Origin of the sequence: Brevibacterium siliguriense, from assembly GCF_900105315.1 — a bacterium.
GTDB classification, from domain to species: domain Bacteria; phylum Actinomycetota; class Actinomycetes; order Actinomycetales; family Brevibacteriaceae; genus Brevibacterium; species Brevibacterium siliguriense.
In genome coordinates this window covers 524,570-541,963 of record NZ_LT629766.1, presented here as the reverse complement: position 1 = coordinate 541,963, position 17,394 = coordinate 524,570, and the positions used below count along the sequence as shown (strand labels likewise).

Here is a 17,394-nt window from a genome sequence, read left to right as displayed (position 1 = left end):
GATTCGGTAGGTGCCTGGACGGCTGACTGATCCGGTGATGGGGGCGGTGCCGGTGTTCGCCCAGCCCGGGGCAATGCCATTCAGGGAGCCGAGTGTACCGAGTGTTCTTACCTCGGCTAGGACAACGTTGAATCATCAAAATTTATCAAACAGCATTCAAAATCGTAGAGATTCTCTTCGTAAACGAATTGTGATATTTATTTCTTCTCCTTGAGAGTAAAATAGAGCTAAGGCATTCACATCGACGTGAAAGGTGGCGAGACCGATGAAGGATCCTCGGGATCCGGGCAACAGCGGTCTCGATCCTGCCTCGAATGAATCAGTGTCCGGTTCCCCCGAGTCTGCGGTGAACCCCGCATCCTCGACTCAGATGCCTCTGATCGGCCCCGATTCGCCCCGCCGCCTCGACGTCGACCCCGATTCGCCGATGGCCGCGGTCGCCAGTCTGACTCAATTGAGCACGGGCGTTCGCCTCGCCGAATTCCAAGCTGTCGCCGGTCTGTTTCTGTCCGATACCATCGAGAAGCTCCGTTACGCCGCGGGCGACGAGATCTACTATCACTCGACGTTCACCGAAACGGCCGGCCGCTTCATCACGGCACGTGACGGACTGCTGCCCGAAGAGGACGACTTCGTGGATCCATGGACATCCACCGGCTTCGTTCTCGAAGGCCGCGCTCCCAACGAAGACGGCGTTGCCGACGAAACCGACGGCGCCGGTGAGATGGGTGCCGGTGATGGCCCCGATGATGACTCCAGGGCCGCGGAGACCATCGTCGAACAGTCGCTGGCCCCACCGACGAGTTCGCTCCCCAACTTCCCCAAGTTCGGGTTGCACAAATCCTTCAACAGCTGGGTCCACGACCTTGCCTCGCGTGAAGAAATCGCAGAACTGACCACGGTCCTCGGCTCGACGAGCGAGGGTGCCTACAACGAGATCACGAACGCCGTCACGCTGGCATTCGGGCTGCCGAAGTTCCTGCAGCGCTGCCTCGCCGGTGAGTTCACGATCGAACACGTGCTGGCGGCGACTCGGTCCATCAAAGACGTCGCCTTCGAATATCTGCCGCGCCTCGATGCCTACCTGGGCGACCGCCGAGCCGATATCACCCTGGAGACCTTCAAGAAGTCGCTCAATCTCAAGATCGCGGCGCTCGTGCCCGTCGATGACCGGACCGAGCTGGCCAAGAAGCGTCGCCGGGTTGACATCATGAACTACCCCGACGGCACCGCCTCGGTGACCCTGTCCGGACCCGCCGTGGAACTCAATGCCTTCTACCTGCGCATCGAGGCGTTCGCGCGAGCGATCCGCAACGGCAACATCTCGGCATTCACCGAGAAGGGCGTCGTGGGAGTCGACGTCGCCGATCAGGACAGCATCGCCGCACTCATGTTCGATATCGCCACTCGGGCGACCCCGCAGATGACCATCGCTGTGACGGCGCACGACACCACGACCGGTGAGACCACCACCAAAGAGATCGCCCTCGAGGCGGGCGACAAATCGGGCCCCACGGCTCCGATCACCGCAACCACGGTCGATCACGCCGCGCAGGAAGCGCAGCGCGAAGCGGAAACAGCAGCCAACCCCGGCGTCGACGTGAAGACCATCATCAAGCTCGTCATGCCCACCCACGGACAGTGGTTGCGGGAGCAGGCGAAGATGATGGTGACGGTTCCGTATCTCACCGCGGTGGGAAGGTCGGAGCTGCCGGGAACGTTCTCGGACGGAACCCCGGTGTCGCCCGACGCGGCACGGGCTTTGGCGGGAGGGAGCCCCACTTGGCATCGGATCCTCACCGATCCCGCTACCGGGACACCGATTGATGCCCGCTCACGCAGTTATCACATCCCTGCGGACATACGAGCCCCGCTGGTCGGCAGATGGCAGTCCTGCACTGCTCCGGGCTGCACCCGACGGGCGGAGACCTCGGAAGTCGACCACATCATTCCGTACGACCATGCCGATCCGGCCAGGGGCGGACAGACGACGTTCGAGAATCTCCATCCGCTGTGCAAACCCGATCACCAGGCGAAGACCGACCGCAGGTTCGCGGTGCGAATGACCGAGGACGGGGCAGTGGAGTATTCCTTCACCCGAGGCGTCGTCGCAACGATGTACCCGCCGGACAACCCGATCAATTCCGAGCATGCTCGACAGGTGGAGAACTATGCCCAACTGCCGAATCTGCTTGACGAACGGAACCACACAAACCTGGAACAGTTTCGCGACAAGGGGCATCCGAGTCCAGTGGGACGACTCGAATCGACGAATCCATCCTGCACTTCAGAACCCCGCACTTCAGGACGAGGGGACGAGTGTGCCCAGGCTGCCTGTACCACGGCTGCCGGAGCTGCCTGTGCCACGGCCGCCGGGATAGAGCGTTTTTCAAGCATCGACGTGGGCGAGTCGATTCCCGATGGCTCCGAGCCCAATCGAACCGGCGTGGCTGAGAGAGGGAAGCCTCGCGGATCACAGAAGTCGAAGCTCGGCCAGACGACAGCGTGGAAAGACTATTGGGATTCCGGGGATCCGCCACCGTTCTGACGATAGCCCGGACCTGACGGCGGCCCTGTCATGCAAGAGACCCCGGCCGCGCGCCTACACAGGCGGCGACCGGGGCTCAAGCGGACTCTCCAAGTTTAGTCCACAGGTCTAGTCCTCGTCTTCGCGTCCGGCCTCAGTTCCCTTCTTCGGCGATGAGGCGGCGGACGTCGTCCTGGCTGCGGACCTCACCTTTTTGGGCGGCGTCGATGACCTTCTCGTGCTGCTTCTCGGTGACAACGGGCACCTCTTCGCCGTTGCAGTCGACGATCTTGCCATTCTTGACGGTGTCGCCCTCCGTGAGGATCGCCTCGTTGTCGATGAGGCGCTGCAGCTCTTCCTTGCGGATGACTCGTCCGGTGCCGGCCACGAAGACCGAGCGGTCGGAACGATCTTTCGTCTTCACGCCGAGGTGGTTGAAGACGAGGTTGAGCAGCACTGCCATGAGGGTTGCCGAGGAGATTCCGGAGTGGAGGATGATGCCGACCCAATTCGGGAAAGCGTTGTAGAAATCGGGCTCGACAACCGGGATGATGCCGAATGCCAACGACACAGCCACGATGATCATATTGAGGTTGCCCTCGTATTCGACCTTCGACAGCGTGCGTATTCCCGACGCGGCGACCGTGCCGAACAGGACGATGCCCGCTCCGCCGAGAACCGGTGTGGGCACCGCTGCGACGACCCCGCCCATCACGGGCAGCAGGCCGAGGACCACGAGGATCGCACCACCGGCAGTGACGACGAAGCGCGACTTCACTCCCGTGATGGCGACCAGACCGACGTTCTGCGCAAATGCCGACTGCGTGAAGGAGTTGAAGACCGGCGAGACCGCCGAGGACAGCATGTCAGCCCGCAGACCTGAAGCGATGCGCTTGGAGTCGACCTTCGTGTCGACGATCTCTCCGACGGCGATGATGTCCGCAGTGGTCTCGGCGAAGGTGACGATGATGACGATGAACATCGAGATGATCGCGGCGGCCGAGAATGTCGGCATGCCAAATGCGAAAGGCTCGGGGAACGCGAAGACGCCCCGATCGAGCACATGGGAGAAATCGGCCCAGCCGAAGATGAGGCAGCCGATGGTGCCGATGACGATGGCCAGCAGAATCGACAGGCGGGAGATCACGGCGACCGGAATCCGGCTGAGGATGAGCACGATGGCCAGGGTGACCACAGCGATGAGGATATTGCGCATGCTGCCGTAATCGGCGGCCTCGGCATCCCCGCCCATGGCCCAGCCCGCGGCCACTGGCATGAGCGAGAGTCCGATCGTGGTGATGACCGTGCCGGTGACCACCGGCGGGAAGAACTTCACGATGAGTGCGAAGGCCGGGGCGACGATCAGGCCGATCACCGAGGCGACCAGCACCGATCCGAAGACAGCAGGCAGGCCGTCGCCGCCGGCCAGGATGGACGTCATCGTCGCGACGCCGGCGAACGACACGCCCTGGACCAGCGGCAGCTGCGAGCCGAAGAACGGTACACCGACCGACTGCAGAATCGTCGCCAGGCCGCCCATGAACAGACAGGAGGCGATGAGGAGGCTGATGCCATTGCCGTCGAGGCCCGCGGCATTGCCGATGATGAGGGGAACCGCGATGATTCCGCCGTACATGGTGAGCACGTGCTGCAGCCCGTAGGCAAAGGAGCTGCCGACCGAAAGCCGTTCGTCCTCCGGCCGGGCCGGTCTGCTCTCGACCGCGGATTTGCGGTCATTGCTGGGTGATTGATGGGATACCGACATCTATCTCTCCATTGAGTACGTCCTCGGGGCGAAGACCTCACTGTGACTAACCGACCTCAATGGCCGGTGTAGCGTGCGAGCGGGCATCAGATCGACCGAGGGATCGGTTGCATACTTCCGTTATGCGAAAGGAAAATTCCCTATCGCAAAACTCTAAAGGAATACCATTTGGCCCGCAAGCCGATTTTGTGACTCTCGGCACATGCTAGAGTTCACGAATGTCGCGTATCCCTCGACAATCTACTGATCGTTCGCTTAGTTCGATGGTGCTGGATCATCGTACCGTCTCGGCGACCGGTGGGTACAGTCGGGGATCCCTGATGGGATACCGACCGGCGGAGCAGCAGACGCCGGAAAACCTGAGCTGGTGGCGTCGGCCCCAGTTCTGTCGCCACTGACCAATAGTGCGCGCTCGCCGCGCACGGTTCAAGTGCTGAAAGGCGACACGATGTTCGACATCAACGAAACCGACGCAAGGGCAACAGAAGATCTCTCGGCACCGGGAAGGGCCCCGGCCGCAGAGGACCATTCAGATTCGGAACACTCCCAAGCATGCAGGACCGCGCCGTTGGCGCGACTCTGGCTGCGCGATCCACTGGCTGTCCACCTCGGTGCCGGCGTAGATCCGAGCCGAGCGGCCCGGGGAATCGTCATCGACCGGGCCACCGGGACCATCGTGGAACTCGTTCCCGTCGGTGGTGAACCATCGTCCGGGGGAGTCGACACTCTCGAGGTCATCGACGCCTCTGCCCACGTGATCACTCCCGGGCTGATCAATACGCATCATCACTTCTACCAGACGCTGACCCGCGCGTGGGCGCCCGTTGCCGATCTGCCGCTGTTCGGGTGGCTGCAGAACCTCTACCCCGTGTGGGCCCGGCTGACTCCGCGAGCCCTCAAGCTCGCCACGACCGTGGCTATGGCCGAGCTCCTCGAATCCGGATGCACGACTGCAGCCGACCATCACTACCTCTTCCCGACCGGCATGGACGAGGCCATCGACATCCAGGTCGACGTCGTCCGCCGCCTCGGCATGCGCGCCATGCTCACTCGCGGGTCGATGTCCCTGGGCGAGGACGACGGCGGACTGCCCCCGCAGCAGACCGTCCAGGACTCGGAAGTCATCCTCGATGATTCCCGCCGCCTCGTCGAGATCTACCACCAGCGAGGTCCCGGCGCTCAGATCCAGATCGGCTTCGCTCCGTGCTCCCCGTTCTCCGTGACCACCGAGCTCATGCGCGACAGTGCCGCCCTCGCCGCTGAACTCGATGTCCGCCTCCACACCCACTTGGCTGAGACCATCGACGAAGAGGACTTCTGTCGCGAAGCCTTCGGGCTGCGCACCGTCGACTACCTCGAATCCGTCGGCTGGCTGGGGGAGCGGACCTGGTTGGCGCACGGTGTGCACTTCGACTATTCGGAGATCGGCCGCCTCGGTGCTGCCGGGGTGTCCGTTGCGCACTGCCCGACCTCGAACATGCGACTGGCTTCGGGCATCGCTCGTGCCGTCGAGCTCGAGGACGCCGGGGTCAATGTGAGTCTCGGCGTCGACGGATCAGCGTCGAACGATGCCTCGAACCTCATCCGTGAAGTCCGGCAGGCTCTCTACATCCAGCGTCTGCGCTACGGCGCCGAGGCGGTTACCTGCGACCGCGTCCTCGACTGGGCGACGAAGGGATCGGCGGCGGCCCTCGGCCGTGACGACATCGGCACCATCGAGGTCGGAAAGCAGGCCGACTTTGCGATGTTCCGCCTCGACGGCCTCGCGTTCTCCGGATCGCACGATCCGATCCCCGCGCTCGTCCTCTGCGGTGCGGAGAAGGCCGATCGGGTGATGGTCGGCGGGCAGTGGCGGGTCATCGACGGCCACGCCATCGGTGCGGACGGACACGCACTCGATAAGGAAGCACTCATCGCAGCACATCAGGAGGAGGCACGCCGCCTCGTTGCGGGGTGAGGACCGGGGCGGCGGTCGCCTCGGCTATCCTGAATCGGGGCCGGACTCAGTCGTGGGGCTTGCGGAACACCTCGCGCAGGTGATCGCCGGTGAGGAAGTCGCCGACGCCGATCATGACCAGGCTGAACACGATCTGCTCGGTGATCATCCACACCGGATAGAGGCCCGGGATCGCGGCCATGACGAGGGTGATGACGGGGAAGATCTGCGTGAACAGGCGCAGCCGCTGGTACCCCCAGTAGAAGCCCTTGGTGGCGCGCCAGAAGAAGTAGAAGAGGGTCACTGTCATGCCGAGGACGACGATCGTTCGCATCCACACGGCGAACGGCACCGATTCGCCGGCCGTGGCGATGAGCATTGCAAAGACCACGGCTCCGAACCCGAGCGCGAGCTCGAATACGAGCAGCCAGGTGATCCACGCGAAGGCACGTTTCGTCCTCGGGTGCTTGAGGCCCTCTGCGGGCACGACGATGCCGGCTTTCCTGCCCCCGGCGAGGCGGTCGATCTTAGCGAGCATATTCTCCATGGGCATGCATTCCAGGCTAGCGGGATCACGGTCTCCGGAACTCATGTTTCGGGGAATCAGGACCCTGTGTGATGGAACATCAATCGAAAGTTGGGGATGCAGTTCAATCCTGTGGGTCAGGAAACCGCGCTCGCGCGCTGATGAAGTGGAAGCATGAAGAAGATATTCAATGCAGCTTTCACGTACATGATCATCGGCGTCGTCTCGGGACTGTTCTACCGCGAGTTCACCAAGGCCAATGACTTCCCCTCGGGTGAGTTCACGCAGCTCGGCGTCGTCCACACCCACCTGCTCACACTCGGCTTCATCGTCCTCCTCATCGTTCTCGCCCTCGACAAGGTGTTCGGACTCTCCGGCACGAAGCTGTTCTCGTGGTTCTTCTGGCTCTACAACGTCGGTGTGATCCTCACTGCGGGGGTGATGGTCTGGCACGGCTCGCTCACCGTCCTCGGCGAAGAGTCGAACGCCATGATCGCCGGAATCGCCGGCCTCGGTCACATCGCCCTGTCCGTCAGCCTCGTCCTGTTCTTCCTCGCCCTGCGGAAGAAGGTCGCCGCAGATAAGGCTGAGTCCGGTGCCGCCGAGGCGACTTCGCTGTCACGCTGATCGGCGCGGTCGCCGGGACCGGCCGGCTGGAATAGGGGCCGCGCTGCCTCAGGAATTCCGACTGGTGGGTGACAATGGTGGCATGAGCAGTGATTCCCCGCGCCGAGTGCGCATCCTCGCCATCGAGCACGAACGTGGCACCGGACCGCAGCGGTTCGGTGAGTGGCTGGTCGACGCCGGCGCCGAGGTGGTGGTGACCCGCCCGTACCTCGGTGAAGCGATCCCGGAACGCGGCTCGTTCGATGCGCTCATCGTCCTCGGCGGATCCGCCGGACCCACCGAGGATGTGGAGAATCCGTGGTTTCCCGAGGTCAGGGACCTGCTTCGCCGATCGATCGGTGGGGAGTTCCCCAGTCTCAACATCTGCCTCGGCGGGGAGATGCTCGCCGTCGCAGGCGATGCTCCGATTACCCGCCGTGCGCACCCGCAGATCGGGACCTACGAACTCAGCGCCACCTCGGCGGGGGAATCCGACTCCGTCTTCGGATCACTGGCCGGTCGGAGTCTGCCGTCGGTGCTCTTCCACCAGGAGGAGATGGCACTGCCCACCGGGGCAGACTTGCTCGTGACCGGCTCCGATGCTCCGGTCCAGGCCTTCCGCCTCGGCGAGTTCGCGTGGGGCACCCAGTTCCATCCGGAGACCGATGCCACGCAGATCGCCCGCTGGCTGGACGGCAACGATCTCTCCCTGCCGGCCGGCAAGACCGAGGCTTCGATCATCGCCGAGGTCGAGGCTCACGACTCCGCTCTCGTCGACAACGGTAGACGGTTGGCTCGGTCCTTCGTGGAATTCCTGGAGAGCCGGCATGCGGTGCGGAACCGATCCTCGGTGTCGCGGATTTCCATGTGAGAATCCTGTGAACGGAGGCCTTTATCTGAGTGAAATCTGAAAATAGGCTTGACGATTGTTAGGTTGATCACGGGTGCCGGTCCCGGACCAACCCTCCGGACGAAAGGCAATCTCGCACCCGCAGATATGACTTTCACAACTGAACATCTCGCCCAGACCGCAGTCGAGCCCGACCTCGTCACCGCCGGAGTCGATGAAGCCATCGAATCGTTCCTCGGGCCCGCGGCACAGGCCTTCAGCAGTATCGTCTTCTTCGAACTGCAGATCGGCTCGCTCGGCATCCCGCTCATCGTCGTGTGGCTCATGGCCGCCGCTGTCTTCCTCACCTTCTACCTCCGCTTCCAGCCGATCACCGGACTCCGATACTCCATCGGCATCATCCGCGGCCGCTTCACGCGAAAGACGGACCCGGGGCAGGTTTCGAGCTTCCAGGCGCTCGCTACCGAACTCTCGGGCACCGTCGGATTGGGCAACATCGCCGGTGTGGCTGTGGCGATCACGATCGGCGGTCCCGGCGCAGCTCTGTGGATCATCATCTTCGGCTTCTTCGCCATGACCGTGAAGATGGCTGAGGCGACACTCGGCGTGAAATATCGGCAGATCAACGAAGACGGTACAGTCTCCGGCGGACCGATGTACTATCTGCGGGCGGGGCTGGCCGAGATCGGTCGGCCCAAGCTCGGGAAGTTCCTCGCCGGATTCTATGCCCTCACCGCCGTGCTCGGTGTCATCGGCGCCGGCAATCTGTTCCAGGCGAATCAGGCGGCCGCGATCATCGTCCGAGCCACCGGCAGCGAGTCGAGCTTCTTCGCTGACAAACTCTGGCTCATCGGAGCGATCATCGCCGCCCTCACCGCTCTGGTCATCCTCGGCGGGATCAAGAAGATCGGACAGTGGACATCGAAGCTGACTCCGCTCATGGCGATCCTCTACTTCGTCTCGATCATCGTCATCCTCGTCCTCAATGCCGGACGGATCCCACATGCCTTCACGCTCATGTTCACGGGAGCCTTCAGCCCCAGCGGAGTCGCCGGAGGTGCCGTGGGCGTGGCGATCGTCGGCATCCAGCGGGCGCTGTTCTCCAACGCGGCCGGCATCGGGTCGGCCGGTATGGCCCATGCTGCGTCGAAGACGACGAAGCCTGCCACGGAAGGATTCGTGGCGATGTGGGAGCCCCTCATCGACTCCGTCATCATCTGCACTCTGACTTCGCTGGCGATCATCACCACCGGTCTCTACTCCGAGAGCACCGAGGACGGTATCGGCCTGACGGCGCAGGCGTTCGCCACAGTGTCGGGCTGGTTCCCGATCCTGCTCACCATCGCCGTGGTGCTCTTCGCCTTCTCGACGATCCTCGCCTACGGATACTACGGTCAGCAGGCGCTGGGGTATCTGACGAAGAACTCGAAGGTCGCTGACAAGGCCTACCAGGTGTTCTGGATCCTCGCCGTCATCGTCGGCGCCTCGATGTCGCTCGATTCGGTCATCGCCTTCTCCGACGCGATCTTCTTCCTCATGGCATTCCCGAATCTGCTCGGCGTCTACTTCCTGGCCCGCATCCTCCGACTTGAAGTCCTGCGGCTGCGTACGAAGATCGATGTCGGCGTCATGCGGGAGATCAGTCCCGTCGAGCTCCAGGTCGGGATGGGCGACCATGAGCCCACCCCGGAGCAGATCAGGGCCGCCGAGGCGGGGCGCAGGCGCAAACGCGACAAGCTTCGTGAAGTGCGCGATACCCTTCGTCGGAAGAAGCGGGAACGCGAGAAGGCCGCGGACTGAGTCCGCGGCCTTCGGGCCTTTCCGCCTCGGTGAGCTCACCGTCTCATCGCACGATCAGTCTTCGACTTCCTTGAGTTTCTGATCGGTGTTCGTGTAGGTGATCGAATCGGCGGTGGATCCGACGAGTCCCATCGTCACTCGCAGCAGTCCGGGCTCGACGTCGTCCATGGGCGGAGGGGTCTCCGGCCCGATGGTCAGCGACTTTCCGTCCTTCGTCGTGGCGGTGATCGAACCGATGTAGGTAGTGACATCGCCACTGAGCGTCATCGTGTCGGCCTTCGTCACCAGCCCTTCGTGCTCCTCGGGGGGTCGAACCGTGAGTGAGAAGCCGGTGATCTTGATCTCGTCGGCTCGGATCTTCAGCACCACAATGCTTCCGCCGTCAGCGGTGGGAACTGAGACGAAGGAGATGCTCTTCAGCCCTTTGAACGAAAGGCCGTCCGAGCCCATTGCGGCCGGAGTCTTCGTGAAGACCGGCGCGTTCTCATCCATCTGTGCATCGGACGGGAACTCGACGGTGCCCTCTTCCTCCGAATCCTCGTCCTCGGTCGGATCATCGCTGGGCTCATCGAGCCCCAGACCGCCGGGGTCGGTGGGTTCTTCGGACGGTTCGTCCGTCGGCTCCCCGCTCGGTTCATCCGTGGGATCCGGTGCGGGCACTGTGGGATCTGAGGTCGGTGGATCGCTTGGCTTCACCGGCATTCCGGGCGACACGTCGTCCGCGGGTGCGCGGTCTTCGGACTTGGTGGAATCATCGTCATCGCATGTGCCCACGAGTGAGCACAGCGGTGACGACTGGGCGGCTGTAACCGATCCCGCCCCGAGAGTCATCGGGAGGATCAGGACAGCTGCCGCCAGGATCGAGGCCGTGCGGCGGCTGGGTACCCTCATGCAGTCTCCCCCTCAGCGGCTTCGGACTCCTTCGGTCCGCGCGGTCCCATCCATGCGACCACGAGGATCGCTCCGATGGTGGACAGCAGCATTCCGATGATGAACCCGCCGAGGTTCACTCCGATGAGTGAATAGACTGCGAGGACGAGGCAGATGATCCCGTAGAACAGATGGTGCGTAGGTCGGAAGATCGACAGCAGGGCGAGGACGACGATGGCGATCGGGACGACAGTCGCCTGCAGTCCCTCGATGCCGAACTGGATCTGCATGTTGCCGAGGTCGAGCTGTCCGGAGAAGAACAGTTCGATTCCTCCGAGGACTGCCAGCACGCCCCCGATGAATGGACGCTGCCGACGCCAGTGTCTGAAGCCCCGGCGTTTCTCGGCGCCTTCGGTCATCTCGGCCCCCTCGCTGCTGTCAGCGTCCCCCGCCTCCGGCGTCGGGACGGCGAATTCTGCCGTCTCGACGCCGGATTCGGAATGGTCGCTCCGCTCATCGGCACGTCGACTTCGCCGGGACAGCGCAAGCAGGCTCGTCTTCTGCACGGTGTCCTCCTGTTCGGCGGCCCCCCGTCCATCGGTCGGCTGCCCGTTGGCTGCTGAGTCCCTCATCAGTCGCACGTCTCAGATCCGTCGGTGAGCTTCAGCGACATGTCCTTGAGGGTGAAGACCGAAGCCGTGGTCGACCAGGAGTCCTGCTTGAGGCCCTTGATGTTGATGGTGTCGGAGTCCTGGGCGAAGTCGCCCTTGCTGCCCTTGGCCTTCGTGTTGACATCGGAGGCGTCGACGCCGATGCGGATGTTCTTGAACTCGGCATCGCCCTCGAGGCCGGTCATGCCGATCTGCAGGTCTTTCGCCGAGGCGGGTGTGCCCTTGCCGCCGGCCTTGATGAGGATGCCCACCTTGCCCAGAGGCGTCTCCTGGACGGCCGACTGGCAGAGGTTCTCCAGAGTCGCGTCCTTGATGTTCGCGGTGACGACAGCGTGCTTGCCGCCTTCTGCGTCCTTCGCGACACCGCTGTACTGGGAGAATCCGGTTCCGTTGAGCTCGGTCGAGGCGATCTTGAACTGAGTGCCGGAGATGGCGAACGAGACCGGGACCGCGCCTTGTGCCACTCCGCCCATGAGTATGGCCGAGACGACGCCGGTGGGAATCGCGACCATGGCGATGCGACCGGCGTGAGATGAGACGAGCCTGCGGATGAGGCTGGGATTGCGGAACTTCATTGATCCTCCTTGACCACCGACGGCACGGTCGGCATCAGCGTGTGATGTAAGTTACTACGGGGTGTTACCCGACAGTATCGCGGGTGAAGTTTGAGCGTCAACATCTTAAGTCGACGGCGTCCTCGCGGGGTAGAGTCCGGTCGGTCGTGCAACGGCCTGCAAAGCTTACCTGTTACATCGGATGAGATGACATCATTCCAGATCAGGGGACGTAGTCGAGGTAACTCGGCCCCAGGCTCGGCCCGCGCTCGACGGCTCGGAGGCTCGGGGGCGGATGACGAAAGCCGACCCGGGGCGGCGAATGAACAAAACTTTCAAAACTCAGCATTCAGAACTCAGCGGCGAGAGCCGCACGCAGGGCGATGATCCGCGGAGTCCGGGCGCTTCCGCGCGGACCTCGGGTTCGAATCCTGCCCTCCTGCATTCGGCGCGGGACCAGTGCCCGGCGCGGGTATCGGATGGCTCATCGCTGGGGACCTTCGGTGAGGTCCGTCTCTTCTGCCTGGTCCGCGTCGTCGGTCCAGTCGGCGAGGACGGCGGCCTTGATCGCCTCGAGGTGTTTGCGAGTGCGGTGGGAGGCTTCGAGGCCGTAGCCGCGACGGACCGCATCGAGGATGTCCGCGTGTTCGTCGTGGTCGCGCAGGCGGTCGTAGCTTGTGCGCGCCGCCTGCTGGGTGCGGGAGTGGATGGCCAGCAGGGACACGAGCATCTCGTGCAACGCGCGGTTGCCCGAAGCGCGAGCGAGCTCGGCGATGCCGGGTTCGACGGCGATGCGGGCGCCGAGGAGTTCGATGGCCGCCGCGAGGTCGATGGGCACATAGTCGCGCGGAATGTTGATTCGATGGCTGCGCTCGCCGTCATGCGTGGTGAGGGTTCTGATACAAGTCATCAGATGACTAGCAATATGAACGCGGATGCAGGGGTGCCGAGTCGTGTGACTCAGGCCTCGTGAGGCGCATCTCCCTCGATCGTCGACCAGTTCGCGCGCGTCAGTGCGACGGCATGTGCATGCTCACCAGCCCGGACGGCGGCGATGATCTCGGTGTGCTGTTCCGGTGAGGCCGATCCCTTCACCGATTCGAAGTGGAGGAACTCTGCACGGCGGAGCGTGGCGGTGACGACCTCGAGGTGCTCGGGGATGAGGGGATTGCCGGATCGATTGAGAGCCACCTCGTGGAAGTCGTCATCGGCCGCGATGGCCGCCTCGGCGTCGCCGGCGGCGAGGGCCGCGCCCAATCGGTCATTCGCCCGCTCCATCTGGTCGAGTGCCGCTTCGTCGAGAGCGGGGAAGGCGAGGTCGATCGCCAGACCGTGGAGTTCGGCGGCGATCTGCCGGGCTGCGAGGATGAGTTCCGGATCCTCTGGGGCCACGCGCGTCATCCGGCCCGGCTCCGCCACGACGAGTCCGGCCTGCGCCAACCGTTGGAGTGCCTCGCGCACGGGCGTTCTGGACACCTGGAGCCAGGCGCCGAGCTCCTGATCGCGCAGCTGTTCCCCCGGGGCGAGCTGGCCGCGGACGATGGCGTCGCGGATCGACCGATAGACGTCATCGCGCAGCAGGCTGCGCGGCGGGGCGGGGGAATCCGTGGGGATCGGCACGCTCGGTCACCTTGTCTCTGAGTGGGTAGGTCTCGTCCCGCGGGATGGGACTCGAACTCTGACCCCATTGTAACCATCAGCAGAATGCAATATATTGCATATCACTGGATGCGATCCAGGACACATCGCACGAGAGAGCGATCGCCCCGAAGCGAACGCTTCAGAGAACAGAGGACACCATGGCCATCACCGACTTCGAACGCTATCCACTCACCTTCGGGCCGAGCCCCGTGCACGAACTCCCGCGACTGAGCGACCACCTCGGCGGGGCCCGCGTCTGGGCCAAACGGGAAGACGTCAACTCCGGACTCGCCTTCGGAGGCAACAAGACCCGCAAGCTCGAGTACATCGTGCCCGACGTCCTCGCCTCGGGTGCGGACACCCTCGTCTCGATCGGCGGCTACCAGTCCAACCACACCCGCCAGGTCGCCGCCGTCGCCGCTCACCTGGGACTGAAGGCGCGCCTCGTGCAGGAACGCTGGGTCGACTGGGAGGACCCGGTCAACGACAAGGTCGGCAACATCGAACTCTCGCGCATCATGGGAGCCGACGTCCGCCTCGACTCGGCCGGATTCGACATCGGCATCCGCTCGAGCTGGGAGAACGCCCTGGCCGAGGTCGAAGAAGCCGGCGGCGCGCCCTACCCGATCCCGGCCGGCGCCTCCGAGCACAAGTTCGGCGGACTCGGCTTTGCGAATTGGGCGTATGAAGTCGCCGAACAGGAGAAGGAACTTGGCGTCTTCTTCGACACCATCGTCGTGTGCGCCGTGACCGGCTCGACGCACGCCGGAATGATCGCCGGATTCGCGGCCCTCGAAGCCGCTGGCGGACCGAAGCGCAAGGTCATCGGCATCGATGCCTCGGCCACGATCGAGAAGACCCGCGACCAGGTGAAGAGGATCGCGAACACCACTGCCGAACTCATCGGCCTCGGGCGTGAGATCACCGATGACGAGGTCGATATCCGCACCGGTTGGGAAGGCCCGGCATACGGCATCCCCGACGAGACGACCGTGAACGCGATCCGCACCACCGCCCAGCTCGAAGGCGTCATCCTCGACCCCGTCTACGAGGGCAAGTCGATGGCAGGGCTCCTCGACCTCGTTGGAGACGGCACGATCGGCAAGGACTCGACCGTCCTCTACGCCCACCTCGGCGGACAGCTCGCCCTCAACGCCTACTCCTCTATCTTCTGACGATGACGACCGCACAGGAACCGAGCGCTCAGGACACGGACCGCCACCAATTCGAGACCTCCCTTCAGGTCAGCCCGCCGGGGGCGAACGACCGTCCGCTGCGGGCCTCGGCCTCCGGCGACGAGGAGGTGCTCGACGAGATCGCCCAGCGGGTGCTGTGGCTGGCGACGTCGATCATCGACCGCGCCAACCGGGGGAGGATCAATCCGGACGGGGTCAAGGTCGGCGGCCACCAGTCGTCGTCGGCCTCGATGACCGGGATCATGACGGCACTGTGGTTCACCCGATTGCGTTCGATCGACCGCGTCTCGGTCAAACCGCATGCCTCGCCGGTCCTCCATGCGATCAACTATCTGCTCGGCGACCTCGGCGAAGAATACCTCGATACGCTGCGCAGCCGTGGGGGACTCCAGCCCTATCCGTCCCGGACGAAGGACCCGGACACGGTGGACTTCTCCACCGGGTCCGTGGGCATCGGTGCGACCGCCCCGATCTGGGCGGCGCTGTCCCACCGCTACGTCTCCGATCGGTTCCCCGAAACCCCGGAAGCCGGCCGCTTCTACTCCCTGCTCGGCGACGCTGAGATGGACGAGGGGGCGGTATGGGAGGCGATCATCGATCCGGAGGTGCGCAGCCTCGGCGAGATCGTGTGGATCGTCGATCTCAACCGTCAGTCGCTCGATCGGGTCATTCCCGACGTTCAGATCCGCCGCCTGCAGGGCATGTTCGATGCCGCCGGCTGGCAGGTGCTCACCTGCCCGTGGGGGCGCCGACTCGAAGCCGTGTTCGCGGCGCCCGGCGGCGGGGCGCTCAAGGACCGGCTCGTGCAGATGCCCAACCCCGAATACCAGCGGCTGCTGCGTGCCCACCCGTCCGAGATCCACGACCGGCTGCTCTCGGGGCTCACCGACACCGAGGCGGCCGCCCTGTCCGCGATCATCGACGACTTCGACGCGGACGATCTCGCCTCCCTCATCCGTGACCTGGGCGGACATGATCTCGGTCAGCTCATCTCGACGTTCGACGCCATCGACGACGATCGGCCGACGGTCGTCTTCGCCTATACGATCAAGGGCAAGGGTCTGGCCACGGAGGGGCATCCCGGCAACCATGCCGCGCAGCTGACCGAGACGCAGATGCGCGAGCTCGCGGCCGCCTCGGGGATGGATCTGGACGATCCGTGGGTCGCTTTCGCGCCCGAAACTCCCGCCGGCCGATTCTGTGCCGAGACCGCGCAGCGTCTGCGTCGGGAGCCGATCACCGACCACGCTGTGGCCGAGGTGCCCGCCGAACTGGGCTTCACCCCGCGGCCGACGATCTCCACGCAGGCCGCACTCGGTCGGTTCCTCTCCGATCTCAAGCACGTCGCCCCCGAGGTGGCGCAGCGGGTCGTGACCCTGTCTCCGGACGTTGCGACCTCGACGAACCTCGGCGGATGGATCAACAAGACGGGGATCTGGTCTCCGGCTGGCCGTCATGACTGGTTCGCCGACGACCGCGAACGCGTGCTGCGCTGGCAGGAGGGAGCGAGCGGTCAGCACATCGAGCTCGGCATCGCCGAGGTCAATCTCGTCTCCCTGGCCGGAGAGCTCGGGTCTGTCGGACAGCGGTGGGGACAGCCGCTGCTGCCGATCGCAACCATCTACGATCCCTTCATCAACCGGGCCCTGGAACCGTGGACGTTCAGCCTCTACGCGGGTGGGCGTTCGATCGTGGTCGGCACTCCCGCGGGTGTGACGCTCGCGCCCGAGGGTGGGGCACACCAGTCGTTCAACACACCTTCGGTGACCCTGGAGATCCCGGGCCTGACGAGCTGGGAGCCCGCCTTCGCCCAGGACCTCGAGTGGACTCTGCTCGAGGCGCTGCGCGAGCTTGCCGCTCCGGAGGGCGACTCCGCCTACTTCCGGCTGACGACGAGGCCGGTGGAGCAGGATCTCGCGGGGATTCCCGCGGACCCGCTGCTGCGGGAGCGCCGCCGTGACCAGGTCATCGCCGGCGGCTACCGGCTCTCGGCCAGATCGGCCGCCGAGGACGAGGTCACGCTCGTCGGGGTCGGGGCCATCATGACCGAGGTGATCGCGGCGGCGGCCCGGTTGGAAGCCCTGGGGATCCGGGTAGGAATCGTCTGCCTGAGCTCACCGTCGAAGGTCTTCCGGTCGATGCAGGAGCGGGCGCAGGTCCGTGCCAGCCACCGCTCGGCCATTGCCGACGAGCTCTTCCCCGCGGAGCATCCGGCTCCGCTGGTCACCGTCCTAGACGGACACCCGCATGCTCTCGCGTTCCTGTCGGGAGTGCGCGGGGATCGCATACGGAACCTCGGGGTCACCGACTTCGGTCAGGCCTCCTCGGTGGGGGAGGCCCACGAGATCCACGGGATCGACACGGACTCGATCGTGCGTGCCGGGCTCGACCTCGTCGGGCGGTGAGTCCGCGAACGACGCCGGCGGATCCGAGAACGATATGGGATCGCAAC

The 17,394-nt window shown here is 64.4% G+C and carries 14 protein-coding genes; 7 read left to right on the top strand and 7 right to left on the bottom strand.

Annotated features, from left to right (window positions below):
- Positions 1–265: 265 nt before the first annotated feature.
- Positions 266–2,548, top strand: a complete 2,283-nt coding sequence (locus tag BLU88_RS02285; RefSeq protein WP_092009654.1) for an HNH endonuclease signature motif containing protein — start codon at positions 266–268, stop codon at positions 2,546–2,548.
- Between the two features lie 133 nt (positions 2,549–2,681).
- Here BLU88_RS02285 and BLU88_RS02280 read toward each other — a convergent pair whose 3' ends face one another.
- Entirely contained in the window at positions 2,682–4,292 is a 1,611-nt protein-coding gene (locus BLU88_RS02280) for a nucleobase:cation symporter-2 family protein (RefSeq protein WP_092009652.1), read from the bottom strand.
- A gap of 568 nt (positions 4,293–4,860) precedes the next feature.
- Here BLU88_RS02280 and BLU88_RS02275 point away from each other — a divergent pair.
- Positions 4,861–6,249 (top strand): 8-oxoguanine deaminase, encoded by a 1,389-nt coding sequence (locus BLU88_RS02275; RefSeq protein WP_231939535.1) that lies wholly within the window; start codon positions 4,861–4,863, stop codon positions 6,247–6,249.
- Positions 6,250–6,295: 46 nt separating this feature from the next.
- Here BLU88_RS02275 and BLU88_RS02270 read toward each other — a convergent pair whose 3' ends face one another.
- On the bottom strand, positions 6,296–6,781 hold the full coding sequence (locus BLU88_RS02270) for a hypothetical protein (RefSeq protein ID WP_092009650.1): 486 nt from the start codon (positions 6,779–6,781) through the stop codon (positions 6,296–6,298).
- A 147-nt stretch (positions 6,782–6,928) separates the two neighbouring features.
- Here BLU88_RS02270 and BLU88_RS02265 point away from each other — a divergent pair, with 147 nt between their 5' ends.
- The 3 genes from BLU88_RS02265 (at position 6,929) to BLU88_RS02255 (ending at position 10,010) form a co-directional block, all read left to right on the top strand.
- The gene (locus BLU88_RS02265) at positions 6,929–7,381 is read left to right on the top strand and encodes a DUF2871 domain-containing protein (protein WP_092009648.1); all 453 of its coding nucleotides are present in this window, start codon (positions 6,929–6,931) and stop codon (positions 7,379–7,381) included.
- Positions 7,382–7,463: 82 nt separating this feature from the next.
- Complete coding sequence (locus BLU88_RS02260; RefSeq protein ID WP_092009646.1) at positions 7,464–8,231, top strand: type 1 glutamine amidotransferase; 768 nt, start codon at positions 7,464–7,466, stop codon at positions 8,229–8,231.
- A 126-nt stretch (positions 8,232–8,357) separates the two neighbouring features.
- Positions 8,358–10,010: an alanine/glycine:cation symporter family protein gene (locus BLU88_RS02255; protein WP_092017064.1), complete on the top strand. Its 1,653-nt coding sequence runs from the start codon at positions 8,358–8,360 to the stop codon at positions 10,008–10,010.
- 54 nt (positions 10,011–10,064) lie between these two features.
- On the opposite strand, the gene BLU88_RS02250 is transcribed toward BLU88_RS02255, so the two are convergent.
- From BLU88_RS02250 to BLU88_RS02230, 5 genes are all read right to left on the bottom strand, one after another.
- Entirely contained in the window at positions 10,065–10,901 is an 837-nt protein-coding gene (locus BLU88_RS02250; RefSeq protein WP_092009644.1) for a hypothetical protein, read from the bottom strand.
- Positions 10,898–11,512 (bottom strand): DUF6114 domain-containing protein, encoded by a 615-nt coding sequence (locus BLU88_RS18345; protein ID WP_197678178.1) that lies wholly within the window; start codon positions 11,510–11,512, stop codon positions 10,898–10,900. The genes BLU88_RS02250 and BLU88_RS18345 overlap by 4 nt, the downstream gene beginning before the upstream one ends.
- On the bottom strand, positions 11,512–12,126 hold the full coding sequence (locus tag BLU88_RS02240) for a DUF6230 family protein (RefSeq protein WP_092009642.1): 615 nt from the start codon (positions 12,124–12,126) through the stop codon (positions 11,512–11,514). The genes BLU88_RS18345 and BLU88_RS02240 overlap by 1 nt, the downstream gene beginning before the upstream one ends.
- A 463-nt stretch (positions 12,127–12,589) precedes the next feature.
- Positions 12,590–13,015, bottom strand: a complete 426-nt coding sequence (locus BLU88_RS02235) for an FCD domain-containing protein (RefSeq protein WP_157688935.1) — start codon at positions 13,013–13,015, stop codon at positions 12,590–12,592.
- 50 nt (positions 13,016–13,065) lie between these two features.
- The gene (locus BLU88_RS02230) at positions 13,066–13,725 is read right to left on the bottom strand and encodes a GntR family transcriptional regulator (protein WP_092009638.1); all 660 of its coding nucleotides are present in this window, start codon (positions 13,723–13,725) and stop codon (positions 13,066–13,068) included.
- Positions 13,726–13,904: 179 nt separating this feature from the next.
- Here BLU88_RS02230 and BLU88_RS02225 point away from each other — a divergent pair, with 179 nt between their 5' ends.
- Together BLU88_RS02225 and BLU88_RS02220 are read left to right on the top strand one after the other, a co-directional pair.
- Positions 13,905–14,921, top strand: coding sequence for a 1-aminocyclopropane-1-carboxylate deaminase (locus BLU88_RS02225; protein WP_092009636.1), 1,017 nt, complete (start codon positions 13,905–13,907; stop codon positions 14,919–14,921).
- A 2-nt stretch (positions 14,922–14,923) separates the two neighbouring features.
- Positions 14,924–17,347, top strand: a complete 2,424-nt coding sequence (locus tag BLU88_RS02220) for a transketolase-like TK C-terminal-containing protein (protein ID WP_092009634.1) — start codon at positions 14,924–14,926, stop codon at positions 17,345–17,347.
- The last annotated feature ends 47 nt before the right edge of the window (positions 17,348–17,394 follow it).

Bases quoted from the DNA above. Each gene is read 5' to 3' on its own strand.
- BLU88_RS02220 (WP_092009634.1), top strand. From the start codon at position 14,924: ATGACGACCGCACAGGAACCGAGCGCTCAGGACACGGACCGCCACCAA.
- BLU88_RS02265 (WP_092009648.1), top strand. From the start codon at position 6,929: ATGAAGAAGATATTCAATGCAGCTTTCACGTACATGATCATCGGCGTC.
- BLU88_RS02280 (WP_092009652.1), bottom strand. From the start codon at position 4,292: ATGTCGGTATCCCATCAATCACCCAGCAATGACCGCAAATCCGCGGTC.
- BLU88_RS02255 (WP_092017064.1), top strand. From the start codon at position 8,358: ATGACTTTCACAACTGAACATCTCGCCCAGACCGCAGTCGAGCCCGAC.
- BLU88_RS18345 (WP_197678178.1), bottom strand. From the start codon at position 11,512: ATGAGGGACTCAGCAGCCAACGGGCAGCCGACCGATGGACGGGGGGCC.
- BLU88_RS02250 (WP_092009644.1), bottom strand. From the start codon at position 10,901: ATGAGGGTACCCAGCCGCCGCACGGCCTCGATCCTGGCGGCAGCTGTC.
- BLU88_RS02240 (WP_092009642.1), bottom strand. From the start codon at position 12,126: ATGAAGTTCCGCAATCCCAGCCTCATCCGCAGGCTCGTCTCATCTCAC.
- BLU88_RS02285 (WP_092009654.1), top strand. From the start codon at position 266: ATGAAGGATCCTCGGGATCCGGGCAACAGCGGTCTCGATCCTGCCTCG.
- BLU88_RS02260 (WP_092009646.1), top strand. From the start codon at position 7,464: ATGAGCAGTGATTCCCCGCGCCGAGTGCGCATCCTCGCCATCGAGCAC.
- BLU88_RS02225 (WP_092009636.1), top strand. From the start codon at position 13,905: ATGGCCATCACCGACTTCGAACGCTATCCACTCACCTTCGGGCCGAGC.
- BLU88_RS02270 (WP_092009650.1), bottom strand. From the start codon at position 6,781: ATGCCCATGGAGAATATGCTCGCTAAGATCGACCGCCTCGCCGGGGGC.
- BLU88_RS02235 (WP_157688935.1), bottom strand. From the start codon at position 13,015: ATGACTTGTATCAGAACCCTCACCACGCATGACGGCGAGCGCAGCCAT.